This is a genomic window from Aureimonas ureilytica DSM 18598 = NBRC 106430 (assembly GCF_000382705.1).
Classification (GTDB): Bacteria; Pseudomonadota; Alphaproteobacteria; order Rhizobiales; family Rhizobiaceae; genus Aureimonas; species Aureimonas ureilytica.
The window spans coordinates 382,679-398,523 of record NZ_ARQE01000002.1 but is presented as its reverse complement, the minus strand read 5'-3'; the positions used below and the strand labels follow the sequence as shown (position 1 = coordinate 398,523).

Sequence of the window (15,845 nt, the reverse complement as noted above, 5' to 3'; positions counted from 1 at the left end):
GGGCCGCTGCCGCCGAACCGACCGGGCCCGCACCCGCGGGTCCGGAGCCGCGACCACCGGGAGGAAGCGCATGCGCGTCGGGGTGCCGAAAGAGATCAAGAACAACGAGTTCCGCGTCGGCATGACGCCCGGAGCGGTGGCCGAGCTCGTACACCGCGCTCACGAGGTGGTCGTCGAGAGCGGGGCGGGGGCCGGAATCGGTCTCGGGGACGACGACTACCGCGCGGCAGTGGCGACCGTCGCCACCAGCCTCGACGAGGTGTTCGCCGCCGACATGGTCGTGAAGGTCAAGGAGCCGCTGGCGGAGGAGCGCAAGCGCCTTCGGCCCGGGCAGATCCTGTTCACCTACCTGCACCTCGCGCCCGACCTCGAGCAGACGAATGACCTGATCGCCTCGGGCGCGGTCTGCATCGCCTACGAGACCGTGACCTCGGCGGCCGGCTCGTTGCCGCTGCTGGTCCCGATGTCCGAGGTCGCCGGGCGGCTCGCGCCGCAGGTCGGCGCGCATTCGCTGGAGAAGGCACAGGGAGGCCGCGGCGTCCTTCTCGGCGGCGTTCCCGGCGTTCCCGCCGCCAACGTCGTCGTGCTCGGCGGCGGCGTGTCCGGCACGCATGCCGCCACCATCGCCGTCGGCATGGGCGCCCACGTCACCGTGGTCGACCGCTCGCCGGAAACGCTGAAACGGCTGTCGACGCAGTTCGGCGCGTCCATCCGCACGCAGTTCTCGACCCGCTCGGCGATCGAGGAACTCGTCCGCGAGGCCGACCTCGTGATCGGTACGGTGCTGATCCCCGGCGCGGCGGCGCCGAAGCTCGTCACCAGGGAAATGGTGAGGGGCATGAAGCCCGGCAGCGTCATCGTCGACGTCGCCATCGACCAGGGCGGCTGTGTCGAGACCTCGCGCGCCACGACCCATGCCGATCCGACCTACGTCGTCGACGGCGTCGTCCACTACTGTGTGGCCAACATGCCGGGCGCGGTGGCCCGCACCTCCACCTTCGCCCTCGGCAACGTGACGCTGCCGTTCATCGTCGCGCTCGCCGACAAGGGATGGAATCAGGCCCTGCGCGACGACCCGCACCTGCGCAACGGTCTCAACGTATGCGAAGGGAAGGTCACCTGCGCCCCGGTCGCGGAGGCGCACGGCATGGAGAGCGTCGAGGCCGACAGCTTGCTGTAGGCGCCGAGGCACCATCCTTCGCGTCCTCGGAAAACGGCGGCAGAGGACTGCTGACGCAGGCAACGGGGACCGTTCCGACAGCGCCGGTTTCCGTATATCGATGCGGCTTCTGGCAAGGTGGGGCGCCGACCCGAGACGTCGAGGCGAGGGTTCGCATCGCCTCCTCCCGAGACTCTGCGTCTCGACGCATCGCAGGAACGGTACCCATGAGCGCCGCGTCGAAAAGGATTCGCATGGGCTTTCGTCCGTCGGACCATGTTCCGGCCGCCGACACCAGCAATGCCCGGGACGACACGGAAACGCCGCGGGTGGTGTGCCATGGCTGATGCCTGCGCCACCGAAGCCCGTCCGGGCGACGATCCGTCGGGCGAGGGCGACCCGGACCGGGCGCGGCTGCTTCGATGGTACGGTTCCGCCGCCACCCTGAACCTGCCACAGGCTGCGGCGCCGATCGCGTTCTCCCTGCTCGCCCTGGCGATGACCGGGGATGTCGGCGGCGGTGCCGCCATGATCCTCGCCATGACGCTGGCGCAGGTGGCGGGGGCCGTACCGATCACCCGTCTCGGTCGGAACCTGCCGCCGTCCCGCTTCCTTCGGATCCTCCTCGGCTGCCGAACCCTGGCCCTCGTCGCGGTGGCGCTGCTCGCAACTTTCGAAGCTGCCTTCCCCTGGCTCGTCGCCGTCGCAGCCTTGGCGGGAGCGGTCAACGGCGCCGCGCACGGTTACCTCCGCGCCGTTCTCAACCGCCTCGTGGACGACGGCGGAATGCCCCGGGCCCTCGGCATCTCTGCGACGCTCAACGAGCTGTGCTTTGTCCTCGCCCCGGTCGCCGCCTCGGGGATCGGCAGCCTGTCGCCGGTCGTGGCCGTCCTCGCGATGGCGCTGATCGGTGCGGCACCTGCGTTGCTGGTGCCGGACGTCGACGCCGCGCCAGCCGAAGGCGTGCCGCATGCCGCCGGATCCTTGGTCAGCCCGGCGATCCTCCTCTGGCTGGCCTGCGCTGCGGCCGGCGGGGCTGCCGTGGCCGCGGTCGAGATCGGCGCCGTGGCCCTTGCCCTGCGGTTCGGTCACGAGCCCGCGCTTGCCATCCTCTTCACCGTTCCCCTCTGCGTTGCCTCGGTCGAGGGCGGGACCTGGACAAGCGTGCGCAACCGAAGGGCGTCGCCCACAGCCGTCGTGGCACAGTTGTCGACGATGACGTTGGGGGCGGTGCTAGCGGCGCTCGGCACGTCGGTCGCGAGCACGGTGGCCGGGGCCGTTCTGGTCGGCTCGGTCCTTGCACCGCTCGCGACACACTACTCCCTGGCGCTGGACGGACTGGCTGCGCCGGGTCGCCGGGCGGAGGCGTTCGCGCTGCTGCGCACCGCAAACGCCGTGGGCGTCATCGTCGCCAGCATGACCCTGGCCTTGCTCTCCGTCGCGGCGGCGATGGTCACGGTGGCCTGCATGATGGTCGCGGTCACCTCGATGGTCTCGATGGCTTCGGCGGGACGGAGACGGGAAAGTTTCGGCTTTGTGCGGGCGGTGCGCTCGGATTGCGGCCCGGACCCGTCCGGGCCGGGGCAAGGCGTCCGCGAACTTGCGGAGCGCCACGCCCCGGGAAGCCGTTTCAGGTCGTCGCCAGCCTTTCGACGGCCGCCGCCAGGTCGGCACGGAACCTCGTGGTCTCCGGACCGGGGAACAGGTCGAACCCGTGGAAGACGCCGTCGTAGACATGGAGCTCGAACGGCACACCGGCCCGTCCGAGCCGGGCGGCGTAGTCGATCGTCTCGTCCACCAGGATGTCGAGGCTGCCGACGGCCAGGAACGTGGGCGGCAGGCCGGCGAGGTCTTCCGCCCGTGCCGGGGCCAGGTAGGCATGCTTCTCCAGCGAGACGCCCTCCATCCTCGCGTCCCAGATCTCGCGCAGGTACGAGCGCGTTACGCCGAACTCGCCGGCGACCGGGTTCTGGACGGCGGCGGCATCGGTCCCCGTCCGGTCGTCCAGCACCGGGTAGATCAGCAACTGGGCCTTGATCGGGATCCCGGCGTCCCTCGCGCGCAGGGCCGTGCCCGCCGCAAGGTTGCCGCCCGCGCTGTCCCCCAAAAGGACCACGCTGTCCGGCTCGAAACCGAGAGACCCGGCCCTCTCGCGCAGCCAGCCGAGCGCGGCGAAGCAGTCGTCGAGCGCGGCGTTCCCGCTCGCCTCCGGAACGAGGCGGTAGTCCACCGAGAGGACGACGAGGCCATGGGTGTCGGCAAGGGCTGAGCAGAAACCCGCGAAGGCGTCGGCGTTCCCGGCGACCCAGCCGCCGCCGTGCACGTGCAGGACGGCCCCGCGGACTGCGCCGCTCGCGGGACGGTAGAGGAGCGCCCGGAGCGGCAGGCCGTCGTCGGCGGGGTCGACGTGGACTTCCTCCAGCACGGCTCCGCGGACAGCGCCGCCTACGGGGGGGTAGGGGAGCGACGCGAGCGGCAGGCCACCGTCGGCACGGCCGATGTGGACCTCCTCCTTCGGCACGGCGTCGGGGGAGCCGTAGACCCCGCCGAAAGCCTGGAGAAGGCCAAGCCGGAGGTCGGCGACCGATGCGGGGTCGTAGTGGAAGGCGGGCATGGCCGCGGCGAGGTCGCGGTATGCGGGAGCGACGAGATGGAGCGTGTTCATGGATCTGATCCTTTGACGGGGAAGGGCGCCCGCTTCGGCGGGCGCCCGGAGACGGAACTGCGTCGGTTCGGGGGGCTTGGCGGCGGCCGCCTTACGCGGTCACGCGCTGTCCCTCCGTGCCCCGGGCGGCGAGCACGATGCCGAGGCCGACCAGCGCGGTTGCCGCTCCCGCCAGGATGACGCCCGTGTAGCCCCAGCCGGCCGCGACGACCGCTCCGCCGACGCCGGCCCCGATCGCGTTGCCGAGGTTGAATGCGCCGATGTTGGCGGCGGACGCGAGGTTCGGCGCGTCGCCGGCGGCGACCATCACGCGGACCTGCAAAGCGGGCACCAGGGCGAAGCTGGCGACGCCCCACAGGAACACCAGACAGGCGAGGAGCGCGGTGTTGGAGAGAACGAACGCGAAGGCTGTCAGGATCACGGTGAGGGCGGCCAGGGTGACGATCATCGTGTTCTCGATGGAGCGGTCCGCGAACTTGCCGCCGATCCAGTTCCCGATGGCCAGGCCCACGCCGAAGACGACCAGCATCGCGGTGACGAACGCGTTCGAGGCGCCCGCGCCCTCGATCAGGATCGGGGCGATGTAGGTGAACACCGTGAACAGCGCGCTGGACACGACGACGGTGAGGAGGAGGGCGACCTGGACGCTGCCGCGGCGAAGCACCCGCAGCTCGGCGCCGACGTTGCCCGACTTCGGGGCCGGAAGGTAGGGGAGCGTCAGGCGCAGCGCGATCATCGTCACGACGCCGATCGCCGTGATCCCCCAGAAGGACGCGCGCCAGCCGAGATGCTCGCCCGCCCACGAGGCGAGCGGGACGCCGACGACGTTGGCGATCGCGAGGCCGGAGAACATCGTGGCGACCGCGGCGGCCTTCCTGTGCTCGGGCACGAGGCTGGCGGCGACGACCGATCCGACCCCGAAGAACGCGCCGTGGTTGAAGGACGTGACGATGCGCGACCACAGGAGCATGTCGTAGCCGCCGGCCAGCGCGGAAAGGAGGTTGCCGACGGTGAAGATGCCCGCGAGACCGATCAGGAGCATCCGCTTGGGGATCCGCCCGGTGGCGAGGATCATGATCGGGACGCCGACCACGACGCCGAGCGCGTAGGCGCTGACCAGCAGTCCCGCTTGCGGGATGGATACCTGTAGGTCGGTGGCGATGAGCTGCAACAGCCCCATCGGCGCGAACTCGGTTACGCCGATCGCGAAGGCCCCGATCGCCAGGGCAAGCAGCCCCAGGTTTGACTTCATCTGACTGGTCCTTGATCTGTCCGGACGGGCGCGCGACGACTTCGCCAACGGCGGCGCGGCCTCACCCATCGATGCGTTGAGGGAACAGTCCGTAGATGACATTGTCGGCCGGGCGGGATAAGCCGAGCCCCGGCACGAGGAGCTTTGCGTTGGAGACAAAGGCGGACATGGGCGCTGACCGGGCCCGGGAGCTCGCGGTCTTCGCGACGGTCGCGGAACACGGCAGCTTCTCCGCCGCCGCGCGGAGCCTGCAACTCAGCCCGTCGGCGGTCAGCCGCGCGATTGACAGGATCGAGTTGCGGCTGGGCGTCCGCCTGCTCCTCAGGTCGACGCGCGCGCTTGCGTTGACGGCGGAGGGGCAGGCGTACCTCCAGACCGCGCGGCGCATCCTCGCGGACCTCGACGACGCCGAGCAGCGCATCTCCGACCAGGGGGCCCCGAGGGGACGCCTGCGCGTGAGCGCGTCGCTTTCCCACGGCCGCCTGCGGATCGTGCCGTTGCTGAAGCCCTTCTCGGAGCTCTATCCGCACATCCTGGTCGAACTGGACCTGACGGACACCGTCGTGAACGTCGCGGCCGGGCAGGCGGACGTGGCCATCCGGTTCGGGCCGCTGCCCGACAGCTCCCTGACCGTCCGCAAACTCGAGGACAGCCACAGCGTGGTGGTCGCCTCGCCCGACTACCTGTCGCGCTTCGGCACGCCGCAGGTGCCGGAGGACCTACTGCGCCACAACTGCCTGAACCACAACTTCCACCGCTCCGAGACGGCGTGGCGGTTCCGCGTGGACGGGGAGAGCGTCTCCGTTCCGGTCAAGGGCAACGTGGAGGCGAACAACGGGGACACCCTTGGCCAGCTTGCGGTCCTGGGCATGGGCATCGCGCGGGTGGCGACCTTCAGCTTCGCCGACGAACTCGCTGACGGCCGCCTCGTCCCGATCCTCGAGGAGTTCAACCCGGTGGATGTCCAGATGGTCAACGCGGTGTTCGTGGGAGGGGCGAACACACCCGCGCGGGTACGCGCCTTCGTCGATTTCGTCGCCGGGGCGCTCTGACCCGGCGGTCCAGGCGCCGATCCCGGACCTCGACGCCGGGGTTCTAAGGTCCGTTGGCGGAGCATCGCCCGCAGACGGCGTGCGGACCGTCAGTCCAGTGCCTGGTTGACGAGCGCCCTGATCTTGCCGTGGTCGTCGATCCCGTCGGCGGGCAGGAGCTGGGTCATGTAGACCACCGTAAGCCGTTCGACCGGATCGACCCAGTAGACGCTGTGGTAGGCCCCACTCCAGCCGTACTCGCCCTTCGACCCGGGCTCTCCCGCCTTGCCGACGTCGGTACGGATCTCGAACCCGAGACCGAACCCCATTCCCGGCAGGTAGGCTGCGTCGGCCAGATGGTCGCTCACCATCAGCTCGACGGACTTCCGGCTCAGGTAGCGCCGACCGTCGAGTTCGCCACCGCGTCGGAGCATCTCGAGGAAGCGACCGTAGTCCGCGGCCGTCGACAGCAGCCCCGCGCCCCCCGAAAGGGCAGCCGGGGGACTGTCCCCGTAGCGTCCCTGGCCGACATAGCTGCCGTCACGCCACTCTCCCGGTTCGGGAGCGCGGCGGATGCCTTCGGCGTCCGCGGAGTAGACGGTGGCGAGGCGGGCGGCCTTGGCGGGCGGAAGGTGGAACGCCGTGTCCGCCATGCCCAGGGGGTGGATCAGGCGCTCGTCGAGGAACGCGCTGAGGCTCTTGCCGCTCAGCTTCTCGACGATCACCCCGAGGACGTCCGTGCCGTAACCGTACACGAACTGCTCGCCCGGTTGCGCGGCCATGGGCAGTGCCGCCATGCGCGCGACCGCCGAGGACACGGGCTCGTCGCGGTCTGCCCAGTACCAGCCGCGCAGGCCAGCATCCCGCCAAGCCCTCTCCGCAGGGCCGAGGCCGTACGGGATGCCGGACGTGTGGGTCATCAGGTCGCGGACGGTGATCGCCCGCCCTGCGGGCACCGCGTCGTATCCGCCGTCTGGCCTGGGGACGGCGACGGAGGTTGCCGTCCATTCCGGAAGGTGCTTGCCGACGGGATCGGTGAGCAGCAGCTTGCCTTCTTCCACAAGCATCATCGCGGCGACGCTGGTGAGCGCCTTTGTCTGCGAGGCGATGCGGAAGATGGTGTCCTTCCGGATCGGGTCCCGCGCTTCCCTGTCCCGCCAACCGACCGCCGCGGAATACACCTCTTGCCCGTCTCGCAGGACCTGCAACACCGCTCCGGCAATCCTGCCCTCGTCGACGTAGGCTTGCAGGACCCGGTCGATGCGGGCGAAGCGCTCCGCCGCGTCGGCGTCGGCGGCACTTTTCCCCACGGCCCCGGCGTCGGACATAGCCCCGGCGCTCGCCGCGCCTGCGAATGTCGACGTGGCCAGCCGGGCCGACGCGAAGCGGCGCACCATGGATTTCATCCGCCTTCTCCCGTCGCCGCTCCGATGCGACCGCCCATGTCATCGTTCGGTACGGCGATCCGCCCCATGTGCGATCGCGCGGTCAGGGACGGCGCCCTAGTTCCCGGGGACAACGGTCGCCTCGTAGGCTAGGCGGTACTCCGCGATCCCATCCGCGAAGGCCGCGCGCTTCTCCTTCCACCCGGCGGCGGCACGGATCTTTTCCGAGCCGACCCACTGCCAGAAGTTGGCAAGGCCGTGCACGGAGTCGAAATCGCTGCCCGCGCCGTCCTCAGGCGCGACGAACTCAAGCGACAACCCGTAGCTGCGGGCCAGCCCCTCGCCGATCTCGCGCGCCGTCTCGTACCGCGTGTTCGAGATGTTGAAGGCCTGGTTCGCGACCGCTGCGCGCTCCGGATGCTCCGCGAGCCTCACGTAGGCCTCGGCGCAGTCCTCGACGTGGCAGGAGTGCATCACGGCGTCCGGATCGGCGACGAGCCTGAGGACGCCGTCGCTTTTGGCGGCGAGGTCGAACAACGAGCCGTAGTGGCTGGAAGACAGGCCGTAGACGATGGTCGGGCGCAGGACGATCGCGTCGTAGGGCGTCCGCGACTTGTCGAGCAACCTCGCCCCGAACTCGCATCTCGGCACCAGCACGGCGGGAGGGTTCAGCGGGCTGGCTTCCGTGTGCGGTGCAAGTCCGGCGTCGCCGTGCTTCTCGCCCATCATGCCGTAGTCCTTGCAACCGCTGGAGAACATCGCCAGCGGCCTGCCGATCCCCGCGTCCGTGCTACGGCGCATGATCGTGTCGAGCATGGCGCCAACCTTCGCCAAGTGGCCCCTCGGGTCCTTGCGGTCCTCGGTGTTCGACACGACGACGTCGAACGCCACGCCGTCCGTCCGGTCCAGGAACGACAGCTCGTCGGGGGATCCGAGGACGGGATGGATCTCGTGCCGGGCCAGGTCGTTGGCAGCCTCGGGGCGCCGGACAAGCCCGTAGACCCTCCAGCCGGCGCGGCTGAACGCCTTCGCCACCGCGTTCCCGATGTAACCGTTCGCTCCGGTCACGAGCACCGTCTTGTGGGCCATCACGTGAATTCCTTCCTCGTCCGGGATGTTTCAATGCGGTATATAATCCAGCCATTGGCGAACGCGGTTCACCAACAAGGCGCGGCGGGTTCATCGGTGGAGGGACATGGACGATCTCAACGTCATCCGGGTGTTCCTCACGGCTGCGGACGCCGGGAGCTTCGCGCGGGCCGCTGCGAGACTGGGCTTGACCCGCTCGGCAGTCGCCAAGGCGATCGGCCGACTCGAGGCGGAGACGGGGACGCGGCTGTTCCAGCGGACGACGAGGGTCGTCTCGCTCACGGACGAGGGGCATGCCTTCCGGGTTCGGTGCCGCCAAGCGATCGCGGACCTCGAGGGCGCCGTCGACGATCTGGCCAGCCGCCGGGACGAACCGCAGGGCATCCTCCGCATGACCCTGCCGGACAGCTTCGGCCGGGCGAAGATCCTGCCGATCCTCAACGACTTCCTGCGAAGGTGGCCGAAGGTGGCGGCGGAAGTGAGCTTCAGCGACCGGGCGGCGGACGTCCTCGCCGAGGGCTACGACCTCGCGCTGCGGATCGGGGCAAGGGACGTCGAGGACGAACTCATCTCGCGCGTCGTCGCCCGATACCGCCTCAGTGTCTGCGGGTCGCCGGACTACCTTTCCCGACATGGCGAGCCGGGCGACGTCGACAGCCTGCAACGCCATTCATGCTTGCAGTACGTCCATCGCGGTCGGTCCCTGCCATGGCATTTCCGCGGGGGCCGCGAGGTGTCGCTCCCGGGGGGCGGCCGGGTGCGATTCGACAGCGGCGAAGCGCTGGCGCAAGCGGCCTGCGACGGTCTCGGACTGTGCCAGTTGCCCGACTTCCTGGTGGGCGGTGCGGTTGCCGCAGGAAGGCTGCGGCGGGTCCTGGTGGACGAGGAACCCGAGCCCGCTCCCGTGGTGGCGCTGTACCCCTCGCGCAAATACCTGACGCCCAAGGTGCGCATGTTCATCGAGCAGGTCGCCCGATCCTTGCCGTAGCCGCCGGAGGGTCGTTTCGGTTCCGGGCGGCCCGCCGAGGTCGGGCCGCCCGTTGCCGGGCACGGGGCGAAGGGGCGAGCGAGCCGTTGAGCGAGGCGCCCCTTCGCGCTGGGGCGGGTCAGGACCGCCTGAGGGCCAGTTCGTTCGCGTCCCGCCTTCCGGATCGCTTGAACGCCACGCAGGCGTAGGCGAGGCTGAACACGAGGAGCGCGACGACGCTCTGGGCAAGGCTGCCCTGGGTCTTCGGGTCGAACGCCATGCTCGCGAGCACGGCCATGATGGACGCGGTCACCAGCAGCGGCAGCCAGGGGTGGCCCCACATGCGGAACCGGAGCGTTCCCTCCCGTTCCCAACGCGGGCGGAGCTTGAGCTGGGACGCGCAGATCATCAGGTACACGAACAGGAACACCGCTCCCGACGAGTTGAGGAGGAACATGAACACGGTGTCCGGCCAAAGGGCCGCGATGACCACGCAGGCGTAGCCGACGACGGTCGACGCGAGGACGCCGCGGACGGGGACCCCGCGGTCGTTGACCGCCGAGATCCACCGCGGAGCCTCGTCGTTGTTGCTGAGGACGAACAGGAGGCGGGACGAGGTGTAGAGGCCCGCGTTCAGCACCGACAGGACGGCCACGAGGATGACCGCCGTGAGGATCGTCCCGGCGCCCGGGATCCCGATCCGGTCCAGCGTCGCGACGAAGGGCGACTTGCCGGGGACGAGTTCGGTCCAGGGCTGGGCGACGACGATCAGGAAGGTCGACAGGACGAAGAAGACGAGGATGCGCACCATGACCGTGTTCACGGCGCGCCGGACGTTGCGTCCCGGCTCCTCGGACTCGGCCGCCGCGATCGTCGCGACCTCGACCCCGGTCATGGAGAAGATCACGACGACGACGCCCGTGAACAGGGTGGCGATGCCGTTCGGGAGGAACCCTCCGTGCGCCGTCAGGTTCGAGAACGACGCGGTCGAGCCGGGCCAGAGGTGGAAGACGTACGCCGCCGCGATGGCGAGGAAGGCCACGATCGCCGCCACCTTGATGCCCGCGAACCAGTACTCCGCCTCGCCGAACGACGACACGGACAGGACGTTCAGTCCCGTCATGGCCACCATCAGGCCCAGCGCGATCGCCCACACCGGAAGGGCGGGAAGCCAGCCGTTGATGATCTGCCCGCCGACGACCGCCTCGAAGCCGACCACGATCACCCAGAAGTACCAGTAGAGCCATCCGGTCACGAACCCCGCGGGCTTGCCGTAGGCCATCCGCGCGTAGTCCACGAAGGAACCGGGCGTCGGGTGGGCGGCCGCCATCTCCCCGAGCATCCGCATGATGAGCGCGACCATGACGCCCGTGATGGCGTAGACGATGAAGGCGCCCGGGCCCGCCATGTTGATCACGGCGCTGGAACCGACGAACAGGCCGGCCCCGATGACCCCTCCCAGGGCCAGCATGCTGATGTGCCGGGTTTTCAGGGTGCGTTTGAGCCGCGGGTCGTGTTCGGTCTGCGTTGGCATGCTGTTCTCCTCCCGAGGATGCCGATGTCGGCGTGGACGGTAGGAGCGGGGTTCGGACAGGACCATCCGCAAGGTTGCGCAACCGCGCGACCCGCATCATACAATCGTCTGAACCCTCAGGTGTCCTGAAGGCCGAGCGTCCGGCTGGCCTCGATCGCGGACCAGAAGCGCGCGATGCCGAGCGTGGAGTTCGGGCGCAGGCCGGTGAGCTGTTCGACCTGCTTCAAGCGGTAGACCAGCGTTTGGCGGTGGATGCCCAGGATCCCGGCGGTCGCCTTCCAGTTCGCGTCGTTGTCGAGGAAGGCGGTGAGCGTGGCGACGAGCTGGGCGCCGTGCTTCCGGTCGTGGTCGGCGAGGGGCGACAGGTACCTCGCGAACAGCGTGCGGGCATCCGCCAATGACCTCAGCCCGGTCGCGGGATTGAACTCGACGTCGGCGTAGCGGACGACGGCCGAGCCGTTCTCGCGCGCCGACGACAGGGCAAGCCTTGCCTGCCTCAGCGCCTCGCCGATGCCCGCGACGGGCGAGACCGGGTCGCTGACCCCGACATGCGTCCCCGCGCCGAGGAACCCGCACAGGCGTTCGGCGTGGTCGCCTCCGTCGGGGACGAGAACCGTCAGGGTGTCCGATTGCAGGAACAGGGCAGCGGGACGCTCCAGCCCCGGCGCGAGATGCACGTCCGCCGTTGTCCAGTCGCCGTCGCGGCCGGCCGATACGACGAGGCACGACAGCGGGCCACGGAGGCCTCGCCGTTCTAGGGTCGTCCGGGCTGCGGGGATGTCCGTCTCGCCCGCGCACAGGCTTCGCAGCAGCGCCTCGCCGTCACGTCGCTCCTCGTCGCGGGTGATCATCGCGCGCTCGAGCTCGATGCCCAGAAGCCCGACAAGGGCATGCGTGAGCATGGGGTCGCGCAGCGTGCCGGTGTCGGGGCGGGTGACCACGAGCGACGCCTTGGCGCGTCCCGAGAACCAGATGCGCTCCTTCGCGAGAGCCTGATCTGCCGGGCGCCCGGAGCCCGCCACCGTCATCCCCGTCGCGTTGTCCTGGATCTCGAGGCCCACGCCGAGTTTCGCGGCTAGGAAGTCTAGGCGGCCCGGGAGGTCGGGCCTCTCGCGCAAGGCCGTGATGTAGGTCTGGAAGAGGCGCTCGCCCGCCTCGAAGCGGTTTTTCTGTCCCTGGAGCACGTTCTCGATCACGCGGCGGGAGAGCCGGACGAACTCCAGCTCGAAGTCCGCCTCGAGGACGGGGAACATCCGGCGGTCGGCCATGGCGAGCAGCGCGTCCGTGACGGCGGGGGATCCCTCGCTGCGGGCGACGACGAGGGCGCTGGCGTTGGTATTCGCGAGCCTCTCCAGCCACGCCGCCTGTTCGTCGGGATCCGAAGGCATCCCGGCGCCCGTCGTCATGACGAGGTTCCCCGCCGACACCCACCGCCAGGGATCCGGCAGGTCGACTGCATGCGCCCAGGTGACAAGACGGTGGCCGCCCGACGCCCCGGCGCGAAACCGGAGGCCTAGCGACGACGCCGCCGCAAGTTCGCTCACGCTGATCATGGCCGCTCCCGTTGCTGGATTAGACAAACGTATAGTCCGGGCGGGGTGGTCCGACAACTTCAGGATGGAACGCCCACGCCGCCGTCCGCTACCTGGAGGCAACGACGAGGGAGGAAATGATGCAGGCCATGGAGGAGCTTTCGAGGTTGCCCAACCGCCCGCTGTGGCAAGCGCCGGCGAAACAGCGCGCGGCACTCGAGGGGGCGGTCGAGGCCGATGTCGCCATCGTCGGAGCCGGTTACACCGGGCTCTGGACCGCCTACTACCTGCTGAAGGACGACCCCGCCCTGCGCGTCGTGCTCCTCGACCGCGAGCACGTCGGTTTCGGCGCCTCGGGACGGAACGGGGGGTGGGCGTCCGCCATCTTCCCGATCTCGCTCGAGAAGGTCGCGTCGTTCGCCTCCCGCGGCGCAGCCCTCGACCTCCAGGCCGCCATGAACGAGACGGTTGACGAGATCGGGCGCGTCACGGCCGCGGAGGGCATCGACGCCGACTACGCGAAGGAGGGCTTCCTCTCGCTGGCACGGAGCGCGGCGCAGGCCGAGCGCGCGCAATCGGCAGTCCGCTCCAGCGTCGCCTTCGGGTTGCCGGACCAGGTCCGTTACATCGGCGCCGACGAGGCCGTCACACGCGTCGGCGCGACCGACGTGCGCGGCGGGGTGTACACGCCCCACTGTGCGACGATCCATCCCGGCAAGCTGGTGCGAGGCCTTGCGGAAACCGTGGAAAGCCTCGGCGCACGGATCTACCATGGAACTCCGGTGACGGACATTGCGCCGGGTGCCGTCACCACGCCGAACGGCAGCGTTCGGGCGCGGACCGTGATCCGCGCGACGGAGGCTTACTCGTCGCAGCAGCCCGGCGCGCGCCGCGCCGTCATCCCGCTCTATTCGTTGGTCCTCGCGACGGAGCCTCTCGATGCGGGCCTCCGGGCGTCGTTGAACCTCGACCACCGCATGGCCTTCAACGACATGCGGCATCTCCGTGTCTACGCCCAGGTGACGGAGGAGGGGCGGTTGGTGTTCGGCGGGCGGGGTGCGCCCTACCACTTCAACTCGCGGATCGCCCCGGGCTTCGACACGAAGGACTCCGTCCACCACAAGGTTTTCCAAACCCTGACGGAATTCTTCCCGCAGCTTGCCGACGTACGGGTCACACATCGCTGGGGCGGCGCGCTCGGCGTGGCCCGGGACTGGTGCCCCTCCATCGGTTACGACCCCGAGACGGGAATGGGATGGGCCGGGAACTACGTCGGGGACGGCGTGGCGACGAGCAACCTTGCCGGGCGGATCCTGCGCAACCTCATATTCCGGCGCGACGATGCCCTTGAGCGCCTGCCCATCGTAAACCACCGCTCGCCGTCTTGGGAGCGCGAGCCGTTCCGCTGGTTCGGCGTGAACCTCGGCCTCGCCGCCGCGGCTGCGGGCGACGCGGAGGAGCGGTTCACCGACAGGCCGTCGAAGGTCGCCGGCCTGCTCGAGAAGATGACCGGCGCCCACTGAGCGCGAACACCACGAGGAGACGGACATGACCACGATGACAGTCGTCAAGAAGGCGTCGCTCGCAAGCGCCGACCTCAAGGCGGCGGGCCAGCGCGCGGGGGCCGACAGCGGCGACCCCCAGATCGCCGTGGAGACGTTGGCACCGGATGCCACGGGCAACCTGGGCGTCTGGGAATGCCAGCCGGGCGGCTGGCCCGTAGTGAACCGCCCGGACACCGAGTTCACCTACATCCTGTCCGGCCGCGCCCGCCTGACGGACGACACCACCGGGGCGGTCGTCGAGATCGGCGGCGGAGATCTCGTGATCCTCCCGCCCGGATGGAGCGGCCGCTGGGACGTGCTCGAGACGGTTCGGAAGGTGTATGCCATCTATTGAGCACGTCCCGCAGCGGACAAGCGCCCTGCCGATGGTCCGCGACGCCGTGGTGGTTTCCCGCGCGGGCAAGATGGAGCGCGGCGCCACGGCAGGGGCGCCTAGGCGGCCGGAAGCTGGGGCGCCGGCCGCGAGCTGATCGGCAACTGGATGCCGGTGACGATGATGTGCTGGGTGGGCGAGCGCATCGAGAAGGTGCTGGTGGGCTGACGAGTGCGCCCCCTCGGAGCGGAACGGGTCCGGCCTGCCGTCCGTCGGGGACCCTCCTTCGGGATGAGTTGCCACGTGAGGAAACTTCGTCGAGCATCCTCGTCCGTCGCCATGTTGTCGGTTGCGCACCCCCGCCGGAGCATGCGGTGAACGGGGGCGAACATGGCCGGATCGAGTGAACGTGGACGACGGACCGGGCGCGACCAGCCAACGACACTCGAGCAGCGGTCGGCCGTCGGGCGGGAGGCACGGCGCGTCGTACCGGAGACGCTTCTAGCCACGATGCCGGAAACGCTCGACTTCGATGCGGCGGCGGGCGTGCCGCTGGCGGGGCTTACGGCGCTTCAGGCGCTGCGCGACGAACTGGGGCTGAAGTCCGGCAGTCGGGTGTTCATCCCAGGCGGCGCGGGCGGAGTCGGCACCTTCGCCATCCAGATCGCCAAGGCACTCGGCGCCCATGTCACGACGACGGCCTCGCCGCGCGGACGCGCGCTGGTCGAGCGTCTCGGAGCTGACGTCGTCGTCGACTACACCACGCAACACTTCGAGGACCACGTCCGCCAGATGGACGGCGTCTTCGACCTCCTCGGCGGCGAAACGCTGGAGCGCTCGTTCGGCGTGGTGAAGCCGGGTGGAACGGTCGTCTCCGTCGCCGGACTGCCGGAGCCGACGACAGCCCGGAAGGACCTCGACCGCGGTGCGCTTCTGGCAACGTTGTTCTGGTTCGCGAGCTTCGGCATACGCCGAGAAGCGAAGCGGCACGGGGCGCGCTACCGCTACCTCTTCATGCATCCGAGCGGTGCGGAGCTTTCCGAGCTTGCCCGAATGATCGACGGCGGTCGGCTCGAACCCGTTGTCGACCGCGTCTTGCCGTTCGATGCGATCGAGGATGCCTTTGCCCATCTGGAAGGCGGTCACGCGAAGGGGAAGGTCGTCGTGCGCATGGTGGATCGACAGTGACGGCTCCAAACGGTCGATCCAGTGGCGTGGAGGTCTGGAAGCGTCGTTCGCGTCGGTGCTCCGAGCCTCGGCCGGAGGCACCGGGGTTGTTGTCCCGGTCTGCCGCGTCACCATGTCGCCAACGGGTTCGGGCTTCGGCAGTCTCACCCGGTCCCGCCTTGTGGA

Annotated in this window: 13 protein-coding genes and 1 pseudogene; 7 read left to right on the top strand and 7 right to left on the bottom strand. The window is 69.7% G+C overall.

The features are described 5' to 3' along the window. Window positions 1-70 precede the first annotated feature (70 nt). Window positions 71-1,180, top strand: coding sequence for an alanine dehydrogenase (ald, locus tag B146_RS0105655; RefSeq protein WP_019995449.1), 1,110 nt, complete (start codon window positions 71-73; stop codon window positions 1,178-1,180). A gap of 279 nt (window positions 1,181-1,459) precedes the next feature. Next, window positions 1,460-2,512: pseudogene (locus B146_RS30250) on the top strand (MFS transporter); the annotation flags it as partial. Here the strand turns inward: B146_RS30250 and B146_RS28915 are convergent. The 3 genes from B146_RS28915 to B146_RS0105630 form a co-directional block, all read right to left on the bottom strand. Continuing rightward, entirely contained in the window at window positions 2,476-2,643 is a 168-nt protein-coding gene (locus B146_RS28915) for a hypothetical protein (RefSeq protein ID WP_019995446.1), read from the bottom strand. The pseudogene B146_RS30250 and the gene B146_RS28915 sit on opposite strands and share 37 nt — an antisense overlap. A 146-nt stretch (window positions 2,644-2,789) precedes the next feature. Beyond that, entirely contained in the window at window positions 2,790-3,824 is a 1,035-nt protein-coding gene (locus B146_RS0105635; RefSeq protein WP_019995445.1) for an alpha/beta hydrolase, read from the bottom strand. A gap of 91 nt (window positions 3,825-3,915) precedes the next feature. After that, window positions 3,916-5,076 carry an MFS transporter gene (locus B146_RS0105630; RefSeq protein WP_019995444.1) on the bottom strand — a complete coding sequence of 387 codons (1,161 nt, stop codon included), beginning with the start codon at window positions 5,074-5,076 and terminating at the stop codon, window positions 3,916-3,918. 167 nt (window positions 5,077-5,243) lie between these two features. Between B146_RS0105630 and B146_RS0105625 the strand changes: the two genes are divergently transcribed. Beyond that, on the top strand, window positions 5,244-6,128 hold the full coding sequence (locus B146_RS0105625) for a LysR substrate-binding domain-containing protein (protein WP_040408312.1): 885 nt from the start codon (window positions 5,244-5,246) through the stop codon (window positions 6,126-6,128). An 89-nt stretch (window positions 6,129-6,217) separates the two neighbouring features. Here the strand turns inward: B146_RS0105625 and B146_RS0105620 are convergent, their stop codons facing one another. Beyond that, window positions 6,218-7,513: a serine hydrolase domain-containing protein gene (locus tag B146_RS0105620; protein WP_019995442.1), complete on the bottom strand. Its 1,296-nt coding sequence runs from the start codon at window positions 7,511-7,513 to the stop codon at window positions 6,218-6,220. 96 nt (window positions 7,514-7,609) lie between these two features. Next, on the bottom strand, window positions 7,610-8,581 hold the full coding sequence (locus B146_RS0105615) for an NAD-dependent epimerase/dehydratase family protein (RefSeq protein WP_019995441.1): 972 nt from the start codon (window positions 8,579-8,581) through the stop codon (window positions 7,610-7,612). Window positions 8,582-8,687: 106 nt separating this feature from the next. On the opposite strand from B146_RS0105615, the gene B146_RS0105610 reads away from it, so the two are divergent. Beyond that, a complete protein-coding gene (locus B146_RS0105610) occupies window positions 8,688-9,569 on the top strand; it encodes a LysR family transcriptional regulator (protein WP_019995440.1) in 882 nt (293 codons plus the stop codon). Window positions 9,570-9,687: 118 nt separating this feature from the next. On the opposite strand, the gene B146_RS25130 is transcribed toward B146_RS0105610, so the two are convergent. Together B146_RS25130 and B146_RS0105600 are read right to left on the bottom strand one after the other, a co-directional pair. After that, the gene (locus B146_RS25130; RefSeq protein ID WP_019995439.1) at window positions 9,688-11,082 is read right to left on the bottom strand and encodes an amino acid permease; all 1,395 of its coding nucleotides are present in this window, start codon (window positions 11,080-11,082) and stop codon (window positions 9,688-9,690) included. Between the two features lie 116 nt (window positions 11,083-11,198). Then, window positions 11,199-12,635: a PucR family transcriptional regulator gene (locus tag B146_RS0105600; RefSeq protein ID WP_019995438.1), complete on the bottom strand. Its 1,437-nt coding sequence runs from the start codon at window positions 12,633-12,635 to the stop codon at window positions 11,199-11,201. A 116-nt stretch (window positions 12,636-12,751) separates the two neighbouring features. On the opposite strand from B146_RS0105600, the gene B146_RS0105595 reads away from it, so the two are divergent. From B146_RS0105595 to B146_RS0105585, 3 genes are all read left to right on the top strand, one after another. Next, window positions 12,752-14,137, top strand: a complete 1,386-nt coding sequence (locus B146_RS0105595; protein ID WP_019995437.1) for an NAD(P)/FAD-dependent oxidoreductase — start codon at window positions 12,752-12,754, stop codon at window positions 14,135-14,137. 25 nt (window positions 14,138-14,162) lie between these two features. Beyond that, window positions 14,163-14,513, top strand: a complete 351-nt coding sequence (locus tag B146_RS25125; RefSeq protein WP_019995436.1) for a cupin domain-containing protein — start codon at window positions 14,163-14,165, stop codon at window positions 14,511-14,513. Between the two features lie 489 nt (window positions 14,514-15,002). Beyond that, window positions 15,003-15,680: an NADP-dependent oxidoreductase gene (locus B146_RS0105585; RefSeq protein ID WP_019995435.1), complete on the top strand. Its 678-nt coding sequence runs from the start codon at window positions 15,003-15,005 to the stop codon at window positions 15,678-15,680. Window positions 15,681-15,845: the final 165 nt, after the last annotated feature.

What these genes read in the sequence shown, in the direction of transcription:
- B146_RS0105585 (WP_019995435.1), top strand. Translation starts at nt 15,003, where the DNA reads ATGCCGGAAACGCTCGACTTCGATGCGGCGGCGGGCGTGCCGCTGGCG.
- B146_RS25130 (WP_019995439.1), bottom strand. Translation starts at nt 11,082, where the DNA reads ATGCCAACGCAGACCGAACACGACCCGCGGCTCAAACGCACCCTGAAA.
- ald (WP_019995449.1), top strand. Translation starts at nt 71, where the DNA reads ATGCGCGTCGGGGTGCCGAAAGAGATCAAGAACAACGAGTTCCGCGTC.
- B146_RS0105620 (WP_019995442.1), bottom strand. Translation starts at nt 7,513, where the DNA reads ATGAAATCCATGGTGCGCCGCTTCGCGTCGGCCCGGCTGGCCACGTCG.
- B146_RS0105635 (WP_019995445.1), bottom strand. Translation starts at nt 3,824, where the DNA reads ATGAACACGCTCCATCTCGTCGCTCCCGCATACCGCGACCTCGCCGCG.
- B146_RS0105615 (WP_019995441.1), bottom strand. Translation starts at nt 8,581, where the DNA reads ATGGCCCACAAGACGGTGCTCGTGACCGGAGCGAACGGTTACATCGGG.
- B146_RS25125 (WP_019995436.1), top strand. Translation starts at nt 14,163, where the DNA reads ATGACCACGATGACAGTCGTCAAGAAGGCGTCGCTCGCAAGCGCCGAC.
- B146_RS0105600 (WP_019995438.1), bottom strand. Translation starts at nt 12,635, where the DNA reads ATGATCAGCGTGAGCGAACTTGCGGCGGCGTCGTCGCTAGGCCTCCGG.
- B146_RS0105610 (WP_019995440.1), top strand. Translation starts at nt 8,688, where the DNA reads ATGGACGATCTCAACGTCATCCGGGTGTTCCTCACGGCTGCGGACGCC.
- B146_RS0105625 (WP_040408312.1), top strand. Translation starts at nt 5,244, where the DNA reads ATGGGCGCTGACCGGGCCCGGGAGCTCGCGGTCTTCGCGACGGTCGCG.
- B146_RS0105630 (WP_019995444.1), bottom strand. Translation starts at nt 5,076, where the DNA reads ATGAAGTCAAACCTGGGGCTGCTTGCCCTGGCGATCGGGGCCTTCGCG.
- B146_RS0105595 (WP_019995437.1), top strand. Translation starts at nt 12,752, where the DNA reads ATGATGCAGGCCATGGAGGAGCTTTCGAGGTTGCCCAACCGCCCGCTG.